The sequence below is a fragment of the Nocardioides nanhaiensis genome (assembly GCF_039542785.1).
GTDB classification, from domain to species: Bacteria; Actinomycetota; Actinomycetes; order Propionibacteriales; family Nocardioidaceae; genus Nocardioides; species Nocardioides nanhaiensis.
Genome location: NZ_BAABIM010000003.1, coordinates 183,175 through 199,130, shown reverse-complemented (window position 1 = coordinate 199,130; position 15,956 = coordinate 183,175). Strand labels below are relative to the sequence as shown.

Sequence of the window (15,956 nt, the reverse complement as noted above, 5' to 3'; positions counted from 1 at the left end):
CCGCTACCCCGTGATCCGCACGGTCGTGGTGGAGCCCCAGATGGCGAAGCTGAGGAAGAAGTCGGCCACGACGATCGTGACGATGCTGGTGCGGATCGCGCGCCCCACGGCGGTGCCCACGCCGGCTGGCCCGCCCGAGGCGGTGAACCCGTAGTAGCAGTGGATCAGGATCACGGCGACGGCCAGGAAGATCAGCTTCGCGAAGGACCACAGGATGTCGATGGGCGGCAGGAAGATCTGGAAGTAGTAGTCGTAGGTGCCGGGCGACTGGCCGTAGATGAAGATCACGATCAGTCGCGGTGAGAGGTAGGAGGAGAGCAGCGCCACGGTGTACAGCGGGATGACGGCGATGAAGGCGGCGATCATCCGGGTGGTGACCAGGAACGGCAGCGAGGGGATGCCCATCACCTCGAGGGCGTCGACCTCCTCGGAGATGCGCATCGCACCCAGCCGCGCGGTGTAGCCGCACCCGACGGTCGCGGCGAGCGCGATCGCGGAGATCAGTGGTGCGACCTCGCGGGTGTTGAAGTAGGCGGAGATGAAGGCGCTGAACTTGGCGACGCCGAGCTGGTTGGTGGCCGCGTACCCCTGGATGCCGACCTCGGTGCCGGAGAAGAACGCCAGGAACGAGATGACTCCGACGGAGCCGCCGATCAGGGTCAGCCCGCCGGCGCCGAAGGTCACCTCGGCGAGGTGCTTGGTGATCTCGCGGGGGTAGCGGCGCACCGCCCGCGGGCCCCAGGCCAGCGCCTTGACGTAGAAGAGGAGCTGGTCGCCGTACTGCTCGAGGCTGCGCCGTGGTGCCACCACCACGGTCTCGACGATCGTGCTCTGGATGCCGGCCATGTCAGAGCCCCGGGGGTGGGACGACTTGGAAGTAGATGGCGGTGATGATGGCGTTGAGGAAGAACAGCAGCATGAAGGCGACGATGACGGCCTCGTTGACCGCGCGGCCGACACCCGAGGGCCCGCCCCCGGCGTTGAGACCCTTGTAGGCCCCGACGATCGCGGCCAGCCAGCCGAAGACCACGGACTTGATGAGCGCGATCCACAGGTCGGTGATGCTGGCCAGCGCCGTGAAGCTGGACAGGAAGGCGCCCGCCGAGCCGCCCTGCACGATGACGGTGAAGAAGTACCCGCCGCCGATGCCGGCGGCGATCACGATGCCGATGATCATCAGCGCCACGAACATGGTGGCGACCACGCGCGGTGCGACCAGCCGCTCGAGGGGGTCGACGCCGAGGACCTCCATGGCGTCGATCTCCTCGCGGATCTTGCGCGCCCCCATGTCGGAGCAGATCGCCGAGCCCGCGGCACCCGCGATGATCAGTGCCGCGGCGATCGGGGCCGCCTCGCGCACCACGGCGAGCACCGCCGTCGCGCCGGCGAAGGACTGGGCACCCAGCTGCCCGGTGAGGGCGCCGACCTGCAGCGAGATCACCGCACCGAAGGGGATGGAGACCAGGATCGTGGGCATCAGGGTGACGCTGGTGATGAACCACGCCTGCTCGATGAACTCCCGCACCTGGAAGGGCCGCGTGAAGATCACCTTGGTGACGTCGACGACCATCGCCGCGATCTCACCCGGTCCACGGACGATCGCCACAGCGTTGAACGCCATCTGTCACCTCCCCATCAGAGCGACGGCGGTCACACAGTAGAACGTGTTCTCGTTTTCGACAACGAGAGTCGTCTTAGCCGCGCCCCCGGGTGGGTACTGGCACCCGTCGCCACCGCCCGGCGAAGGGTGCGTACACCGTAGGGAAAGGTGAGCGACCTAGGATGCCGAATCGTGGAACGCGTCACAGCCAGAGCCCGCTCCAGGGCCCGCGGATGACCCCCGATCCCTGGGTGGCGTTCCCCCACGACCCCCGCGACCCGGCGCACTCCGGCCTGCGTGCCTCCGACGCCGAGCGCGAGCTGGTCCGCCAGATGCTCACCACCGGGTTCGCCGAGGGACGTCTGGACCGCGAGGAGTACGAGGAGCGCAGCGACGCCGTCGACACCGCGCGCACCCTGGGCGACCTCCCGCCGATCGTGGCCGACCTCGTGCCGCTGCGTCCTGCACCGGTGCGGCGCACCGGTGAGCTGGTCGGCCTGGACCCCACCGACCTGGACCGCCGCGCCCAGGAGACCTGGCGGGCCGAGCGGCGCAGCGCCGTCCTCAGCCTGCTCGGCGCCAGCCTGATCTGCTGGTCCATCTGGGTGGCCACCGGGTTCTCCGGCCCCGGGTTCGACCCCTCCTTCGCCTGGCCGGCCATCGTCTCGGCCGCCCTGCTCGTGCGCGTGCTCCAGGTGGCCGCCACCCGGGAGGAGCGCGTGGCCCAGGAGCGCGCCCGGCTGGAGAAGCGCCAGGCCAAGCAGCTGCGCGCCCGCTCGTGGAAGAGGGACTGACCCGTGGAGCTGCCCCGCTCGCTGCGCGCCGCGCGCCGCCGTCACCACCCGGGCGCGCACGAGGACGAGATCCACCACGTGCTCGGACGCAACCCCTCGGGGGTGCTGCTGATCGCCCAGCTGACCGCGGTGCTCGCCTACCCGTTCCTCGACGACTCGGTGGCCGGCCGGGCCGTGCTGGGCGTGGTGCAGATCGCGATCCTGATGATCGCGCTGTGGGCGGTGCGCCGCACGCCGGCCCTCAGCATGGTCGCCGGCCTGATCGCGGTGCCCGCCGCGCTGTTCACGGTGCTCGAGGCGGTCTACCCCACCACCGGGTGGGTGGTGCTGGTCTCGGCGCTGCTGCACGCGCCGTTCTACTTCTACGTCTCCTACGGGATGATCCGCTACCTCTTCCACGACGAGAAGGTCACCCGCGACGAGCTCTTCGCCACCGGCGCCGCCTTCACCGTGGTCGCCTGGGGCTTCGCCTACCTCTACGCCGCCGTGCAGGTGGTGTGGCCGGGGTCCTTCACCTCCTTCGACGGCGAGGGCACCCGGCCGTGGTTCGAGCTGCTCTACCTCTCCTTCACCACCCTCACCTCGGTGGGGCTCTCCGACGTGACCCCCATCGCCGACCACGCGCGGTCCCTGGTGATGGTCGAGCAGGTCGCCGGAGTCTTCTACGTCGCGCTCGTCGTCGCCCGCCTGGTCGGGCTCAACGCCAACCGGCTCGCGCGCGGGCGCCGCTGACGGCTGGGCCGGTGGGTCTCGTGGGGCTCGTGGGGCTCGTGGGGTGAGGGGGCGATCCCACGTCCACGTGGGATCACGGAACAGGGGGGCCGGAATACTGGCCCTCCGGTTCCGCGATCACCCCTCCGGTGACACAGGTGTGGCAGGTGGGACTGCTGTGACAGCGCCGCAACCCCACCCGCGGCGTCAGGACTTCTGCTCTGCTGACTGCGCTTGGTCGAGGTCGAGCTCCAGCTGGGCTTCCGCCCCGTCCTCGGTGTCCGCCTCGTCCGCGTCCTGCGGCTCGGACGCCGCCTCGTCCGCGTCCTGCGGCTCGGACGCCGGCTCGGCCTCGTCCTCAGGCTCGGCCTCGTCCTCGTCCTCGTCCTCGTCCTCGTCCTCGGTTTCAGCCTCGACCTCCGACCAAGGCTCGGGTTCGGGCTCGGGCTCGGGCTCCGGCTCCGGCTCGACCTCCGGCTCCGGCTCGACCTCCGGCTCCGGCTCGACCTCCGGCTCCGGCTCGACCTCCGGCTCCGGCTCCGAGTCGGGCGCGGGGGCCGAGGCTGCCTCCCAGCCCTCCGGACGCTCGCCGTCCGGCAGGGAGCTCACGAGCAACCGGTAGGACTCCGCGACGGCCGCGCGCAGCACGTCGTCGTCGAGCCCGGACAGGGTGAGGTCGCTCCAGCCGCGCCGGCCCACGTAGGCCATCGGACGCGCGGCACCGGTCGCGCCGTGATCCTCGAGCCAGGCGTCCGCCTCGCCCCGGTCGGCACCGAGCCGCACACCGACCGCGTGCCGCCCCAGGTAGGCGACCGCGGTGCCGCGCGTGCCCCGGCCCACGCGCACCACGGGGTGCTCGGTGCGCCAGCCGCCGTCGGCACGGGTCCCGGGGAGCGTCAGGCAGTGCTCGGTGAGGGTCTCGACGTCCATGGCCCCATCCAACCAGCGCGGCCCCCACGGGGCCGGCAGGACGGCCGGGCCGATCCCGTCTGTCCGGCTCAGCCCGTGGCGCCGGCCTCGAGCGCCACGCGGTCGATCACCGCGCGCGCCCGACGGCGGTAGCGCCACACCTGCAGCAACCCGACCCCCCACAGCACGTACTGGGTGCTCATCGCCCAGCGGAACGCCTCGGGCGTGTAGGCGGTGGAGTCCCCCGGCGTGCGCCAGTCCAGCACCAGCCCGATGGCGATCACGAGCACCAGCGAGGCGCTGAAGCCGCCCTGGTTGATGATGCCGCTGGCGCTGGCCAACCGCTCGGAGGGGTTGGAGGTGCGGCCCAGGTCGAACCCGATCATCGACGCCGGCCCGCCGACGCCGGTGACCACGACGAGCAGCACCAGCAGCCACAGCGGCGCGTTGCCCGGCCACAGCAGGACCACGGTCCACACACCGACGATCGACCAGACGATGGCCAGCACGATCGTGGAGCGGTGCCAGGGGTGACGGCTGATCGCCCAGCCCAGCACCGGCCCGCTCACCATCACCGCCGCCACCATCAGGGTCAGCAGCGCTCCCGCGGTCTCGGTCGAGCGCCCCTCGCCCCGGACCAGGAAGGGGTAGCCCCACAGCAGGGTCAGCGCGGTGGCGCTGAACTGGGTGGTGAAGTGCATCCAGAACCCCAGCCGCGTCCCTGGGTGGGCCCACGACGCCGCCAGGCTGTGCCGCACCGCGGTCAGGGAGAGCCGGGCGCCGCGCACGTGCCGGGCCGACGGGCTGTCGTCGACGACGAGCACCAGCACGACCGCCATCAGCAGGCCGAGCCCCGCGGCGCCCAGGTAGGCGGCGGTCCACCCGACCTCGCGCAGCGCCCAGATCATCGGCACGGCGGCGCCCACCGCTCCCAGCTGGCCCAGGGTGCCGGTGAGCGAGGTGACGAACGGGATCCGGCGCGGGGAGAACCACCGGCTCACCAGCCGCAGGACGCAGATGAAGGTCAGGGCGTCGCCGATGCCGACACCCACACGCGCCACGATCGCCAGCGGGAAGCTCTCGACGACGGCGAACAGCGCCTGCGAGGCCGCCAGCAGCAACGTGCCGACCAGCATGACGCTCCGGGAGCCGAAGCGGTCGACCAGCAGCCCGACCGGTACCTGCATGCCGGCGTAGACGAGCAGCTGGAGCATGGTGAAGGTGGCCAGCTGGGCGGCGCTGATCCCGAAGCGGTCACTGGCGGCCAGGCCGGCGACCGCCAGCGAGGAGCGGTGGAAGACGGCGAGCAGGTAGACCAGCAGCCCCACTGCCCAGACCGACCAGGTACGCAGCTCCGTCGCCGGGCTCGCGATTGCCGGGGCGGGGTCACTCACTCCTGCGACGATATCGGCGCCGGCACCTCGGTCTCCCATCGGCGACGTCGCTCGGCGCTGCTCTGCTCCCACCACGGGGTGCCCCGCTCACCGAGGGCCACCTTGGCGGCCTGCACGCCCGCGCGGGCCGTGGCCTCGGCGTCCTCCCCCGCGCCGGCGCGCTTCACCCGCCCCACCTCGCGGCGCCAGGCCATCAGCACCCGCTGCAGCTCGGAGCGACGCGCGGGCGGGATCTCGGGGTCGGTGGCCCGCCACCGGCGGCCGTCGATGACGACGTGGTGGCCGTCCTCGGTCAGCGGCGGCCCGTCGTCACCACTGTCGCGGCGGGCACCGCTCACCCGGCGTCCATCATCTGCCGCAGCTCCTTCTTCAGGTCGCCGATCTCGTCGCGCAGCCGCGCCGCGACCTCGAACTGCAGCTCCGCGGCCGCGGTCTTCATCTGGTCGGTGAGCTGCTGGATCAGGCCGGCGAGCTCGCTGCTGGGCAGCCCCGCCAGGTCGGCGGCGTGCTGCCCGGAGGCGGCCTTGCCCAGGCCCGGCACGGGCTGCTTGACCTTGACCCCGCCGGCACGCCCCTTGGCCTCGGTGCCGGCCCAGGTCTCGAGCAGCGCCTGGGTGTTCTCGTCCTCGCGGGCCAGCATCTCGGTGATGTCGGCGATCTTCTTGCGCAGCGGCTGGGGGTCGATGCCCCGCTCGGTGTTGTAGGCGATCTGCTTGGCGCGACGCCGGTTGGTCTCGTCGATCGCCGACTCCATCGAGGGCGTGATCCGGTCGGCGTACATGTGCACCTGGCCGGAGACGTTGCGGGCGGCGCGACCGATGGTCTGGATCAGCGACTTGTCCGAGCGCAGGAAGCCCTCCTTGTCGGCGTCGAGGATCGAGACCAGCGACACCTCCGGCAGGTCGAGGCCCTCACGCAGCAGGTTGATGCCGACGAGCACGTCGTACTCCCCCAGCCGCAGGTCGCGCAGCAGCTCGATGCGCTTGAGGGTGTCGACCTCGGAGTGCAGGTAGCGGGTGCGGATCCCGGCGTCGAGCAGGTAGTCGGTGAGGTCCTCGCTCATCTTCTTGGTCAGGGTGGTGACCAGCACGCGCTCGTTCTTCTCCGCCCGCGTGCGGATCTCGTGGATGAGGTCGTCGATCTGGCCCTTGGTGGGCTTGACGACGACTTCGGGGTCGATCAGGCCGGTGGGGCGGATGATCTGCTCGACCACGTGCGGCGGGGTGTCGCCGCCGACCTTGTCGAGCTCGTAGTCGCCCGGGGTGGCCGAGAGGTAGATGGTCTGGCCGATCCGGTCCAGGAACTCCTCCCAGCGCAGCGGCCGGTTGTCCATCGCGCTGGGCAGGCGGAAGCCGTGCTCGACCAGGTTGCGCTTGCGCGACATGTCGCCCTCGTACATGCCGCCGATCTGCGGGATCGCCACGTGCGACTCGTCGACGACGAGCACGAAGTCCTCGGGGAAGTAGTCGAGCAGGCAGTTCGGGGCGCTGCCGCGCGGCCGACCGTCGATGTGCATGGAGTAGTTCTCGATGCCCGAGCAGGATCCGACCTGGCGCATCATCTCGACGTCGTAGGTGGTGCGCATGCGCAACCGCTGGGCCTCCAGCAGCTTGCCCTGCTTCTCGAACGTGGCCAGCTGCTCCTCGAGCTCGGCCTCGATGCTGGTGATCGCCCGCTCCATGCGCTCGGGACCGGCGACGTAGTGCGTCGCGGGGAAGATGTAGACCTCCTGGTCGTCGGTGAGCACCTCCCCCGTGACCGCGTGCAGGGTCATCAACCGCTCGATCTCGTCGCCGAAGAACTCGATGCGCACCGCGTGCTCCTCGTAGACGGGGAACACCTCGAGCGTGTCACCGCGGACCCGGAAGGTGCCGCGGGTGAAGCTCATGTCGTTGCGCGTGTACTGGATCTCGACCAGCCGGCGCAGGATCGAGTCGCGGTCGTGCTCCTCGCCCACCCGCATCCGGATCATCCGGTCGACGTACTCCTGCGGGGTGCCCAGGCCGTAGATGCAGGAGACCGTGGCCACCACGATCACGTCGCGCCGGGTGAGCAGGCTGTTGGTGGCCGAGTGCCGCAGCCGCTCGACCTCCTCGTTGATCGAGGAGTCCTTCTCGATGTAGGTGTCGGTCTGGGGGACGTAGGCCTCGGGCTGGTAGTAGTCGTAGTAGCTGACGAAGTACTCGACGGCGTTGTCCGGGAACAGCTGGCGCAGCTCGTTGGCGAACTGCGCGGCCAGGGTCTTGTTGGGCTGCATCACCAGCACCGGGCGCTGCACCTTCTCGGCCACCCACGCCACCGTCGCGGTCTTGCCGGTGCCGGTGGCGCCGAGCAGGACGACGTCCTGCTCCCCGCCCTCGATCCGCTTGGCGATCTCGGCGATGGCCGCCGGCTGGTCGCCGGCGGGATCGTAGTCGGAGACCACCGTGAAGGGGGCGACGCGGCGCTCGAGGTCGGTGACGGGACGCATGCCTCGAGACTACGACGGCCCACCGACAAGCCCCGCGGAGCTGCGCGAGGAACGAGCGCAGGTCCGTACGGGGCGCAGGTTGAGCAAGCCCCGCGGAGCTGCGCGAGGAACGAGCGCAGGTCCGTACGGGGCGCAGGTTGAGCAAGCCCCGCGGAGCTGCGCGAGGAACGAGCGCAGGTCCGTACGGGGCGCAGGTTGAGCGAGGCCCGCGGGTGAGGGACGAACCCGCGACGGCCGAGTCGAAACCGTCCGACTCAGGGGCAGGACGGCGTGCTCGAGGTCGGAGGTCGGGTCACCGGATCTCGGTACGCGATCAGCGGTGGGCGGCGAGCCTCGGTCAGCGCGACCGGTCGGGCGGCACCCGCAGCACGGTCAGGGTGGTGGCGAGCATCCGGTAGTGCCCGACGAGCATCACCAGCTCCAGGCACTCCCGCTCGTCGCGGTCGGCGCGCAGCCGTGCCCAGGTGGCGTCGGAGAGGTCCTCGGTGGCGTGCAGCTCGTCGACGACCTCGAGCAGCAGCCGCTCGGCGTCGGTCCAGCCGGGGGCGGAGGGGCCGGCGGCGACCCTCTCCACCTGCGCGGCGTCGAGCCCTGCACGGCGGGCGAGCGGGCGGTGCTGGGCGAGCTCGTAGTCGCTGCCGCACAGGGTCGCCACCCGCAGGATCACGAGCTCGGTCTCGCGGCGGGCGAGGCGGCCGCCGGGCATCATCGTCCCGGCGAAGTGCAGCCACCCCCAGAAGAGCCGGCGGTGGCGTCCGAGGGTCAGGAACACCGCCGGCGGCTCCGTGCCCTGCACGCGCCCCGCGAGCCGCGCGAAGCCCTGGACGAGCAGCCCGGTCTGGCGGCGCGTCCCCGGGGCCAGCCTGGCGGGCCCCGGCGCGCGGGACGCGATGCTCACCGCGCGCTCCGGCGCGCTGCGCCGACCTCGGGCAGCACCCGGTTCGCGCCGGCGTTGAAGGCCCGCATCAGCCCGACGTAGAGCGGCGGGCACAGCCGCTGCGCCGCGTGGGCGAGGCGGATGTCGGTGGAGGTGTAGACCCAGTACCGGTTGCGCCGGACGCCCTCGAGGATCGCCTCCGCCGCCCGCTCGGGGCTGACGGCGTGGCTGCGGAACCGGGCCTGGGCCTTGAGGAACCGCGGCCCGGCCTTGTCGATGCCGTCGATGTGCACCGTCTCGGTGAGCGGCGTCGCCACCCCGCCCGGGCAGACCAGGCTGACGCCGATCCCGTGCCGACGCAGGTCGAAGCGCAGCACCTCCGAGACACCCCGCAACCCGAACTTGGAGGCGGAGTAGGCGGCGTGCCACGGCATGCCGATGAGGCCGGCGGCGGAGGAGACGTTGACCAGGTGACCGCCGCGGCCGCCGTCGACCATGACCGGCACCAGCTCCTCGATCACGTGGACGGGGCCCATCAGGTTGACATCGACGAGCCGTCGCCACGTGTCGTGCTCGAGGCTGCTCACGGTGCCCCAGGCACTGATCCCGGCGATGTTCATGACCAGGTCCATGGGGCCCGACAGCTCCGTGACCCGCCGCGCCAGTGCCGCGACGGCGTCGTGGTCGGAGACGTCGGCCGCCTCGGCCAGCACCACCGTGCCGCCGGCCCCGCGGATCTCCTCCGCCACCTGGCTCAACGGCTCGGCGGCCAGGTCGGTCAGGTGCAGCCGGGCGCCCTCGCGGCCCGCGGCCCGCGCCGTCGCACGCCCGATGCCGCTCGCGGCTCCGGTGAGGAAGACGTCGCGACCTCGCAGCGAGCGGAGGTCGGGGCGCCGCACGCGGGGTCCCCGGTGGTCACGAGCGGTCGTGGCGGGGAGCATGCGCGCCATCGTAGGGACGCACGCACCATCTGGCAGCGGGTTGCGCAGCCGGGTCTCGGGCGGCGGTCAGAGCAGCGGGCGCAGCGGCGCCAGGATCAGCTCGGTCCACTTGCGGTGCAGGTCGCGCGCCTCCCACTCGCCCCGGGTCAGCGGCAGGCAGTTGCTCTCGTCGACGGCGAAGACCGACTCGAGCACCTTCGACATCGACTCGTCGATCACCTCGACGTTGATCTCGTAGTTGCCCTGCAGGCTGAGCCGGTCGATGTTGGCGGTGCCGACGGTGCACCACGTGCCGTCGACCGTGGCGGTCTTGGCGTGCACCATCGCGTCGCGGTAGCGCAGGATCTTGACGCCCGACTCGAGCAGCTGGCTGAAGTACCCGCGCGAGATCCAGTCGGCCACGATGTGGTTGGACTTCAACGGCAGCAGCAGCCGCACGTCGACGCCGCGACGGGCGGCGTCGCGCATCGCGTCGACGAAGTCCTGGTCGGGCAGGAAGTAGGCCTGGGTCATCCACACGTTGCGGCTCGCGCGGTTGATGGCCTCGATGTACATGGAACGGATCGGGAACATCCACAGCCGGGGCACGTTGCGCTGCACCCGGATGGAGGGCTCCCAGGTGGAGGCGGTCTCGAGCAGCAGCGGCCGCTCGCTGTGGCGCAGGCGCCGCCGACGGTGCAGGTTCCAGAAGTCGGCGAAGGCGCGCTTGAGGTCCCACACGCCCGAACCGGTGATGCGCACGTGCGTGTCGCGCCACTCGGTCTCGTAGGCCGAGCCGATGTTGTAGCCGCCCACGAACCCGGTGTCGTCGTCGACGACGAGGATCTTGCGGTGGTCGCGGCCGTAGCGTCGCAGGTCGAGGAACCGCCACCCGGCCGCGTACACCGGGTAGCGCAGGACCTTCATGCTGCTGGGGAAGTGCTTGAACACCGGCGAGACGACGAGGTTCGCGAAGCCGTCGTAGATGCAGTACACCTCGACCCCGCGCGCAGCGGCGTCCGAGAGCGCCTTCTTGAAGCGCTCGCCGGTCTCGTCGCCCTTCCAGATGTAGGTCTCGAACAGCACCTGGCGCTGGGCGCCCTCGATGGCCGCGATCATGTCGTCGTACAGGTCGCGACCGTAGGTGTAGATGGTGACCGTGCCGTCGCCGACCGAGACGGTCTGGGGCGGGGAGACCGGGAACGGCTTGGCCTTCTTGCCGCGGCGCCGGTAGGAGTCCACGAGCGACATGCCCACGGCGATCGCGAGCTGGAGACCGACCAGGGTGAGCAGCACGCGACGCAGGGCGCCGAAGAGGCGGTCGACGTCGATGCGCGCACTCACGGGCACAATCTAGGGCACGGGACCTCACGCCAGCTCGCGCCGGGAACCTCACCGCGTGAGCAGGTTGTCGATCTCGACCTCGTCGACCAGCCAGCGACCTCCCGAGCGCACCATCTGCATGCGCACCCGCTGCTCCTCCAGCCGGGGCCGCGACCCCGGAGCAGTGATCTCCTGGTCGACGAACAGGAGCACCTCGACGTGCTCGGTGTCGCGCACGGTGCCGGCCGAGGCGAGCACCGTGCCGGTCGCGCTGGAGCCGAGCTCGGTGACCAGGTCGACCAGGTCGGCCGTGGCCGGCGCGAAGGTGTCGCGGAAGGCCGGCGTGCCGATCTCCTCCACCCACGCGAAGTCCTCCCGCGCCGTCGCGGCGTCGTAGGTGGTCATCGCGACGACCGCCTCCCGCGCCGCCTGCTCGGCGGCCGCGCCTGCCGAGGCCCGTGCCACCGCCTGCTGCTGACCTGCCGGCCGACGGGCCGCGTCGTCGCCGACCACGAGGGCGACGACGAGCGCCGTCGTCAGGGCCACCACCAGCGCGACGGTGCCCACCAGCACCCGCGCCGGGACCCGCAGGCCCCGCCGGGGCTCCTCGTGCGGCGCGTGCCGCTCCTCTCCCGTGCTCATCGCGGCGGCCCCGGCAGCGGACCCGGCGCGTGCGCGGCGCCCCGCTGCAGCGTGGCCAGCGACGGCGAGCAGGCCAGGTCGGTGCGCAGCGGACGGCGCTCGGGGTCCCGCGGTGAGCGGCGGGGCACCCCGTAGTCGCACCGCTGGTCCCGGTCGAAGATCAGCTCGATGCGCAGCTCGCCGTCGCGCACCACCCGGCCGAGCGTGCCCAGACCCGGGGCGTAGGAGCGCAGCAGCTCGCGGAAGTGCGGCTCACGCAGCGCGAACACGTCGGTGAGGCTGACGCCGACCTCGAGGAAGTCGGGCAGCACCCGGCGCGCGTCCTCGACCAGGCCCTCCAGCTCGGCCAGCTGGCCGGGGCCTCGTCGCAGGGTCCGGCGCAGGAGCGGGTCCTCCTCGCGCAGGAAGGCCGCGAGCCGCCGCGCCGAGGTGCCCAGGCGCTCCAGGTCGGCGGCCGATCCCGGCACGACGTCGAGCGCCCGGTTGCCGGTGCGGATCAGGCTCCGGGTCTGCGGCCACGCCTCGTCGAGCTCGGCCAGCAGCAGGTCGCTCTGGTCCAGGATCCGGCCGAGGTCGTCACCGGTGCCCGAGAGACCCGTGCTGAGCTCGCGCAGCAGCGAGCGCAGCTTGCGGTCGTCGACCTAGCTGAGCACGTCGTTGATCGCCACGACGGTGCTGCTCAGCGTGACGGGCAGGTCGGTGTACCCGGCCTCCAAGGTGTCGCCGTCGGCCAGGAACGGGCCCTGGTCGGTGTTCGGCTGGAAGTCGAGGTACTGCTCCCCCACGGGCGAGAGGCTGCGCACCTGGGCGCGGGCGTCGGCCGGGATCTCGGTGCCCGCGCGCAGCCGCACCTGCACGTGCGCCCCTTGGCGGGTCATGGTGATCTCGCGGACCTTGCCCACCTTGGTGCCGCGATAGGTCACGGCGGAGCCCTCGAAGAGGCCACCGGTGCTGCCGACGACGACCGTGAGGTCGACCGGCTGTGCCGTGAGCGGGGCGTCGAGCACCTCCGCGAACAGGTAGGCCACCGTGACGACGAGCACGAGCAGGACGCCGACCGCGCTGAGGTAGAGGCGGTCGGAGAGCACCCGGAGCACGCGGCGCATCAGCGGGCCCTCCGTCCGGCGACCGAGGCGGTCCTCTCCTGCAGGTCCCGGGTCGTCGCGCCCAGGCCGTCGAGGAGGCCCCGCCCGAGGTCCTGCAGCGGCCCGGGGCCCTCGAGGATCGGCAGCCCCAGGTCGTCGAGACCCAGCTCGGGGAGCGGCAGGCCGAGCAGGTCCTCGAGGACCTGCGCCAGGTCCGGCGGCTGCAGCCCGTCCAGGTGCAGGTCGAGCGCGATGCTCAGGTAGTCGCCGGGCACGACGCCGTCGAGCGCGGAGCCGAGCCGCACCAGCTCGTCCAGGCCGCGCGCGTAGTCGTCCTGCAGGGCGGCGAACTCCCCCAGCACCGGGCCGGCCTGGCGGGTCAGGCCGAGCAGCTGCTCTCGCGTGAGGCCCACCGTCTGGTCGGCCACCTCGGCGAACTGCTCGACCTCGCGCAGCAGCCGGGTGAAGCCGGGGGTGTTGGCACGCAGCACGCGCGCGGCCGGTGCGATGTCGCGCAGGGCGCGGTCGATGGTGCGCTCCCGCGATCGGAGGGTGCGCGAGACCGAGGCGAGCGCGCGCAGCGTGCGGTCGATCTCGGCGGTGGTGGCGTTGGTCTGCGAGACCAGGGTGGCCGACCCCTCCAGCAGCGAGCGCACCCGTGCCTCGCGACCGCCGAGTGCCAGGTTGAGCTCCTCGGTCACCGTCTGCAGCTGCGCCAGACCGCCACCGTTGACCAGCAGCGAGGCCTGCGAGAGCGCGTCCTCGACCGTCGGCGCGGTGTCGGTGGCGGAGATCGGGAGCACTGCTCCGTCCTCCAGGACCGGCCCCCGCTCGGGGTTGGTGACGTCGACGAAGAGCTCGCCCAGCGGTGTGGTGTAGCGCAGCCGTGCGGTCGCGCCCTCGCGCAGGCCGGCGTCGGCGCGGACGAGCATCTCGGCCCGGGCCTGGAAGTCCGCGGCCGTGACCTCCTGCACGCGCCCGCTGTCGACGCCGTTGACCTTGACCGTCGCGCCGCGCGAGAGGTTGAGCGCCTCCTCGAAGTCGGCGCTGACGGACACGGTCTCGCCGGGCACGCCGGTGCCCGACAGCGGGACGTCGGCCAGCGTCGTGGAGCACCCGGTGGCCAGCGCGAGCACGGTGCACAGGAGCCCCGCGAGCAGGGAGCGGGCGTTCATCGTCGACCGCCCGACGGCGCGCGCCCGGCGGGCGCGCGGTCACCCGGGTCGGTGCCCAGCAGCTCGCAGAGCGGCGCGGCCACCTGCTCGCAGGCGTCGAGCAGCTCGCTCCCCAGCGGCAGCAGGATCTCCGGCGAGACCCGGGTGGGCAGCCGGTCGCCCGGGGCCGCGCGCTGCAGGTTCTGCAGCACGAGCGGGAAGACCTCGAGGATCTCGGAGAGCTGGCGCTGCTTGCGCAGCATCGTGCGGAAGGCGCGCGAGGTGCCGCCGATCGTCTCGATGACGGCCTCGCGGTTGGTGCGTGCGAAGTCCGAGACGGTCGTGACGGCGCGCTCCAGCGCCACGAGCGCACGCCGGAAGCGCCCGCGCTCGGCGGCCAGGATCTCGCTCGCCGTGGCCACCTGGTCGAGGAACTCGCGCGTGGTGGAGGCGTTGTCGGCGACGTCGCCCACCAGCAGGTCGAGCGCCGTGAGCGCCCCGGCGATCTCCTCGCGCTGGCCCGAGACGCCCTCGACGGCGTCGGCGAGGGAGCCGACGGTCTCGTTCAGCCGGGAGCCGTTGCCGCGCAGGGCCGACTCGCCGTCCTCCACCAGTCGGCGCACCGCCTCGGTGCCCTGCCGGGAGCCGGAGATGCCCGTCGCCACCGTCTCCAGCGCACCGAGCACCTCGTCGAAGTCCACGGGGGTGCGCGTGCGCTCGACCGGGATCACGTCGCCGTCGGCCAGCTCGGGCCCGGAGCGGTAGACCGGGGTCAGCTCCACGTAGCGGTCGGTGGCCACGGACCGGGCGACGACGACCGCGCCGGCGTCGGGGGGGATCGCGCGGTCCGCCTCGACCTCGAGCGTGACGCGCACCTGCGTGCCCTCCGGCTCGATGTCGGTGACGGTGCCGACCGGGACACCGAGGATGCCCACGTCGTTGCCCTCGAAGAGCCCGGCGGTGTCGGGCAGGAACACGGTGATCGTGGCGGTGCGGGCCAGCGGGTTGCTCGTGGGCACGCAGCCGACGGTCGCGGCGGCCAGCACGCAGACCAGGGCGACCAGGAGGGGCCGGAGCAGGCGGGCGCTCATCGGCAGCCACCCTGCAGCTGGCACAGCGAGTCGTCCGCGGGGATCGCGGGGTCGTCCACGTACAGGTCGAGGAACGGCCCGTTGCCGGTCGCGTTGGCCACGTAGCGCAGCGCCGGCGCCATCACGTCGAGCACCCGCTCCAGCGAGGCGTCCTGGGCGTTGAGGGCGTCGAGCGCCAGGTCGAGGTCACGCAGTGCCGGGGCGACGTCGGCGCGGGTCTCGGTCACGATCGCGGTCAGCGCCTCGGCGAGCCCCGTCGTCTGGTCGAGCAGACGACGGATGGCCTGCCGCCGCACCGTCACCTCGCGGACGACGAGCGTGGCCTGCTCCATCAGGCCGGTGATGTCGGCGTCGCTCTCGTGCAGGCGCAGGCTGACCTGCTCGGCCGCCCGCAACAGCTCCCCGGTCTGTCCGCTGCGCGCCGCCACGAGCTCGGAGAGTCGGGCCACGCCGTCCAGCGCCGGACCGACGTCGTCGCCCGCCGCGGCGAGCGTGCGGCTGGCCGCCGTCAGCGCGCGGGCCAGCCGCGGCGCGTCCAGCTCCTCGAGCCGCCGGGTGCCTCCCTCGAGCACGTCCTGCAGGTTGTAGGGCACCGAGGTGCGCTCCAGCGGGATCCGGCCGTCGGCGAGCTGACCGCCGCCGACCGGGTCGACCTCCAGGTAGTGCGTGCCCAGCAGGGTGGCGACCTTGACGGCGGCGCGGCTGCCCTCGCCGAGCTCGATGCCCTCCTCGACGGTGAAGGTGACCAGCACGTCGGTGTCGCGCAGCTCCACCGAGCGCACCTCGCCGACGGGGACGCCGTGCACCTGCACGTCCTCACCGGGGCGCAGCCCGGCGGTGTGGGCGATGACGGCGGTGTAGGTACCGGTGCCGAAGGAGACGACGCTGAGCAGGACCACCAGGCCCGCGACCAGCCCCGCGAGCACGATGGCCACCAGCCCGACCTTGAACGGGTCGCGGGCCGAGAGGGGCGTGCGCACCGACCG

Annotated in this window: 16 protein-coding genes and 1 pseudogene; 2 read left to right on the top strand and 15 right to left on the bottom strand. The window is 72.4% G+C overall.

From position 1 onward, the window contains the following. Nucleotides 1–3 precede the first annotated feature (3 nt). Both ABD948_RS15000 and ABD948_RS14995 read right to left on the bottom strand, forming a co-directional pair. Nucleotides 4–846, bottom strand: coding sequence for an MlaE family ABC transporter permease (locus ABD948_RS15000; protein WP_345267236.1), 843 nt, complete (start codon nt 844–846; stop codon nt 4–6). A gap of 1 nt (nt 847) precedes the next feature. Continuing rightward, nucleotides 848–1,621 (bottom strand): MlaE family ABC transporter permease, encoded by a 774-nt coding sequence (locus ABD948_RS14995; protein ID WP_345267234.1) that lies wholly within the window; start codon nt 1,619–1,621, stop codon nt 848–850. A 212-nt stretch (nt 1,622–1,833) separates the two neighbouring features. Between ABD948_RS14995 and ABD948_RS14990 the strand changes: the two genes are divergently transcribed. Together ABD948_RS14990 and ABD948_RS14985 are read left to right on the top strand one after the other, a co-directional pair. After that, nucleotides 1,834–2,394, top strand: a complete 561-nt coding sequence (locus tag ABD948_RS14990; protein ID WP_345267232.1) for a DUF1707 SHOCT-like domain-containing protein — start codon at nt 1,834–1,836, stop codon at nt 2,392–2,394. A gap of 3 nt (nt 2,395–2,397) precedes the next feature. Further along, nucleotides 2,398–3,126, top strand: coding sequence for an ion channel (locus tag ABD948_RS14985; protein ID WP_345267230.1), 729 nt, complete (start codon nt 2,398–2,400; stop codon nt 3,124–3,126). Between the two features lie 186 nt (nt 3,127–3,312). Here ABD948_RS14985 and ABD948_RS14980 read toward each other — a convergent pair whose 3' ends face one another. The 13 genes and pseudogenes from ABD948_RS14980 to ABD948_RS14920 all read right to left on the bottom strand — a co-directional run bounded on the left by ABD948_RS14980 (nt 3,313) and on the right by ABD948_RS14920 (nt 15,950). Further along, nucleotides 3,313–4,035: an MmcQ/YjbR family DNA-binding protein gene (locus tag ABD948_RS14980; RefSeq protein ID WP_345267228.1), complete on the bottom strand. Its 723-nt coding sequence runs from the start codon at nt 4,033–4,035 to the stop codon at nt 3,313–3,315. 68 nt (nt 4,036–4,103) lie between these two features. Beyond that, a complete protein-coding gene (locus ABD948_RS14975) occupies nt 4,104–5,408 on the bottom strand; it encodes an MFS transporter (protein WP_345267226.1) in 1,305 nt (434 codons plus the stop codon). Next, nucleotides 5,405–5,746, bottom strand: coding sequence for a hypothetical protein (locus tag ABD948_RS14970; RefSeq protein ID WP_345267224.1), 342 nt, complete (start codon nt 5,744–5,746; stop codon nt 5,405–5,407). The genes ABD948_RS14975 and ABD948_RS14970 overlap by 4 nt, the downstream gene beginning before the upstream one ends. Further along, complete coding sequence (gene uvrB / locus ABD948_RS14965) at nt 5,743–7,878, bottom strand: excinuclease ABC subunit UvrB (protein WP_345267222.1); 2,136 nt, start codon at nt 7,876–7,878, stop codon at nt 5,743–5,745. Before uvrB ends, ABD948_RS14970 begins: the two co-directional genes overlap by 4 nt. Before the next feature lie 337 nt (nt 7,879–8,215). Continuing rightward, nucleotides 8,216–8,776: a carboxymuconolactone decarboxylase family protein gene (locus tag ABD948_RS14960; RefSeq protein ID WP_345267220.1), complete on the bottom strand. Its 561-nt coding sequence runs from the start codon at nt 8,774–8,776 to the stop codon at nt 8,216–8,218. Then, nucleotides 8,773–9,696 carry an SDR family oxidoreductase gene (locus tag ABD948_RS14955; protein ID WP_345267218.1) on the bottom strand — a complete coding sequence of 308 codons (924 nt, stop codon included), beginning with the start codon at nt 9,694–9,696 and terminating at the stop codon, nt 8,773–8,775. Before ABD948_RS14955 ends, ABD948_RS14960 begins: the two co-directional genes overlap by 4 nt. 66 nt (nt 9,697–9,762) lie before the next feature. Further along, nucleotides 9,763–11,019, bottom strand: coding sequence for a phospholipase D-like domain-containing protein (locus ABD948_RS14950; protein ID WP_345267216.1), 1,257 nt, complete (start codon nt 11,017–11,019; stop codon nt 9,763–9,765). A 48-nt stretch (nt 11,020–11,067) separates the two neighbouring features. Further along, nucleotides 11,068–11,640 (bottom strand): hypothetical protein, encoded by a 573-nt coding sequence (locus tag ABD948_RS14945; RefSeq protein WP_345267214.1) that lies wholly within the window; start codon nt 11,638–11,640, stop codon nt 11,068–11,070. Beyond that, a pseudogene (locus tag ABD948_RS14940) lies at nt 11,637–12,269 on the bottom strand (MCE family protein); the annotation flags it as partial. The pseudogene ABD948_RS14940 and the gene ABD948_RS14945, both read right to left, overlap by 4 nt. Nucleotides 12,270–12,281: 12 nt before the next feature. Next, nucleotides 12,282–12,746: an MlaD family protein gene (locus ABD948_RS14935; RefSeq protein WP_345267212.1), complete on the bottom strand. Its 465-nt coding sequence runs from the start codon at nt 12,744–12,746 to the stop codon at nt 12,282–12,284. After that, nucleotides 12,746–13,900: an MCE family protein gene (locus ABD948_RS14930; protein ID WP_345267210.1), complete on the bottom strand. Its 1,155-nt coding sequence runs from the start codon at nt 13,898–13,900 to the stop codon at nt 12,746–12,748. The genes ABD948_RS14935 and ABD948_RS14930 overlap by 1 nt, the downstream gene beginning before the upstream one ends. Beyond that, complete coding sequence (locus tag ABD948_RS14925) at nt 13,897–14,970, bottom strand: MCE family protein (protein WP_345267208.1); 1,074 nt, start codon at nt 14,968–14,970, stop codon at nt 13,897–13,899. Before ABD948_RS14925 ends, ABD948_RS14930 begins: the two co-directional genes overlap by 4 nt. Beyond that, nucleotides 14,967–15,950, bottom strand: a complete 984-nt coding sequence (locus ABD948_RS14920) for an MCE family protein (RefSeq protein ID WP_345267206.1) — start codon at nt 15,948–15,950, stop codon at nt 14,967–14,969. The genes ABD948_RS14925 and ABD948_RS14920 overlap by 4 nt, the downstream gene beginning before the upstream one ends. Between the last annotated feature and the right edge of the window lie 6 nt (nt 15,951–15,956).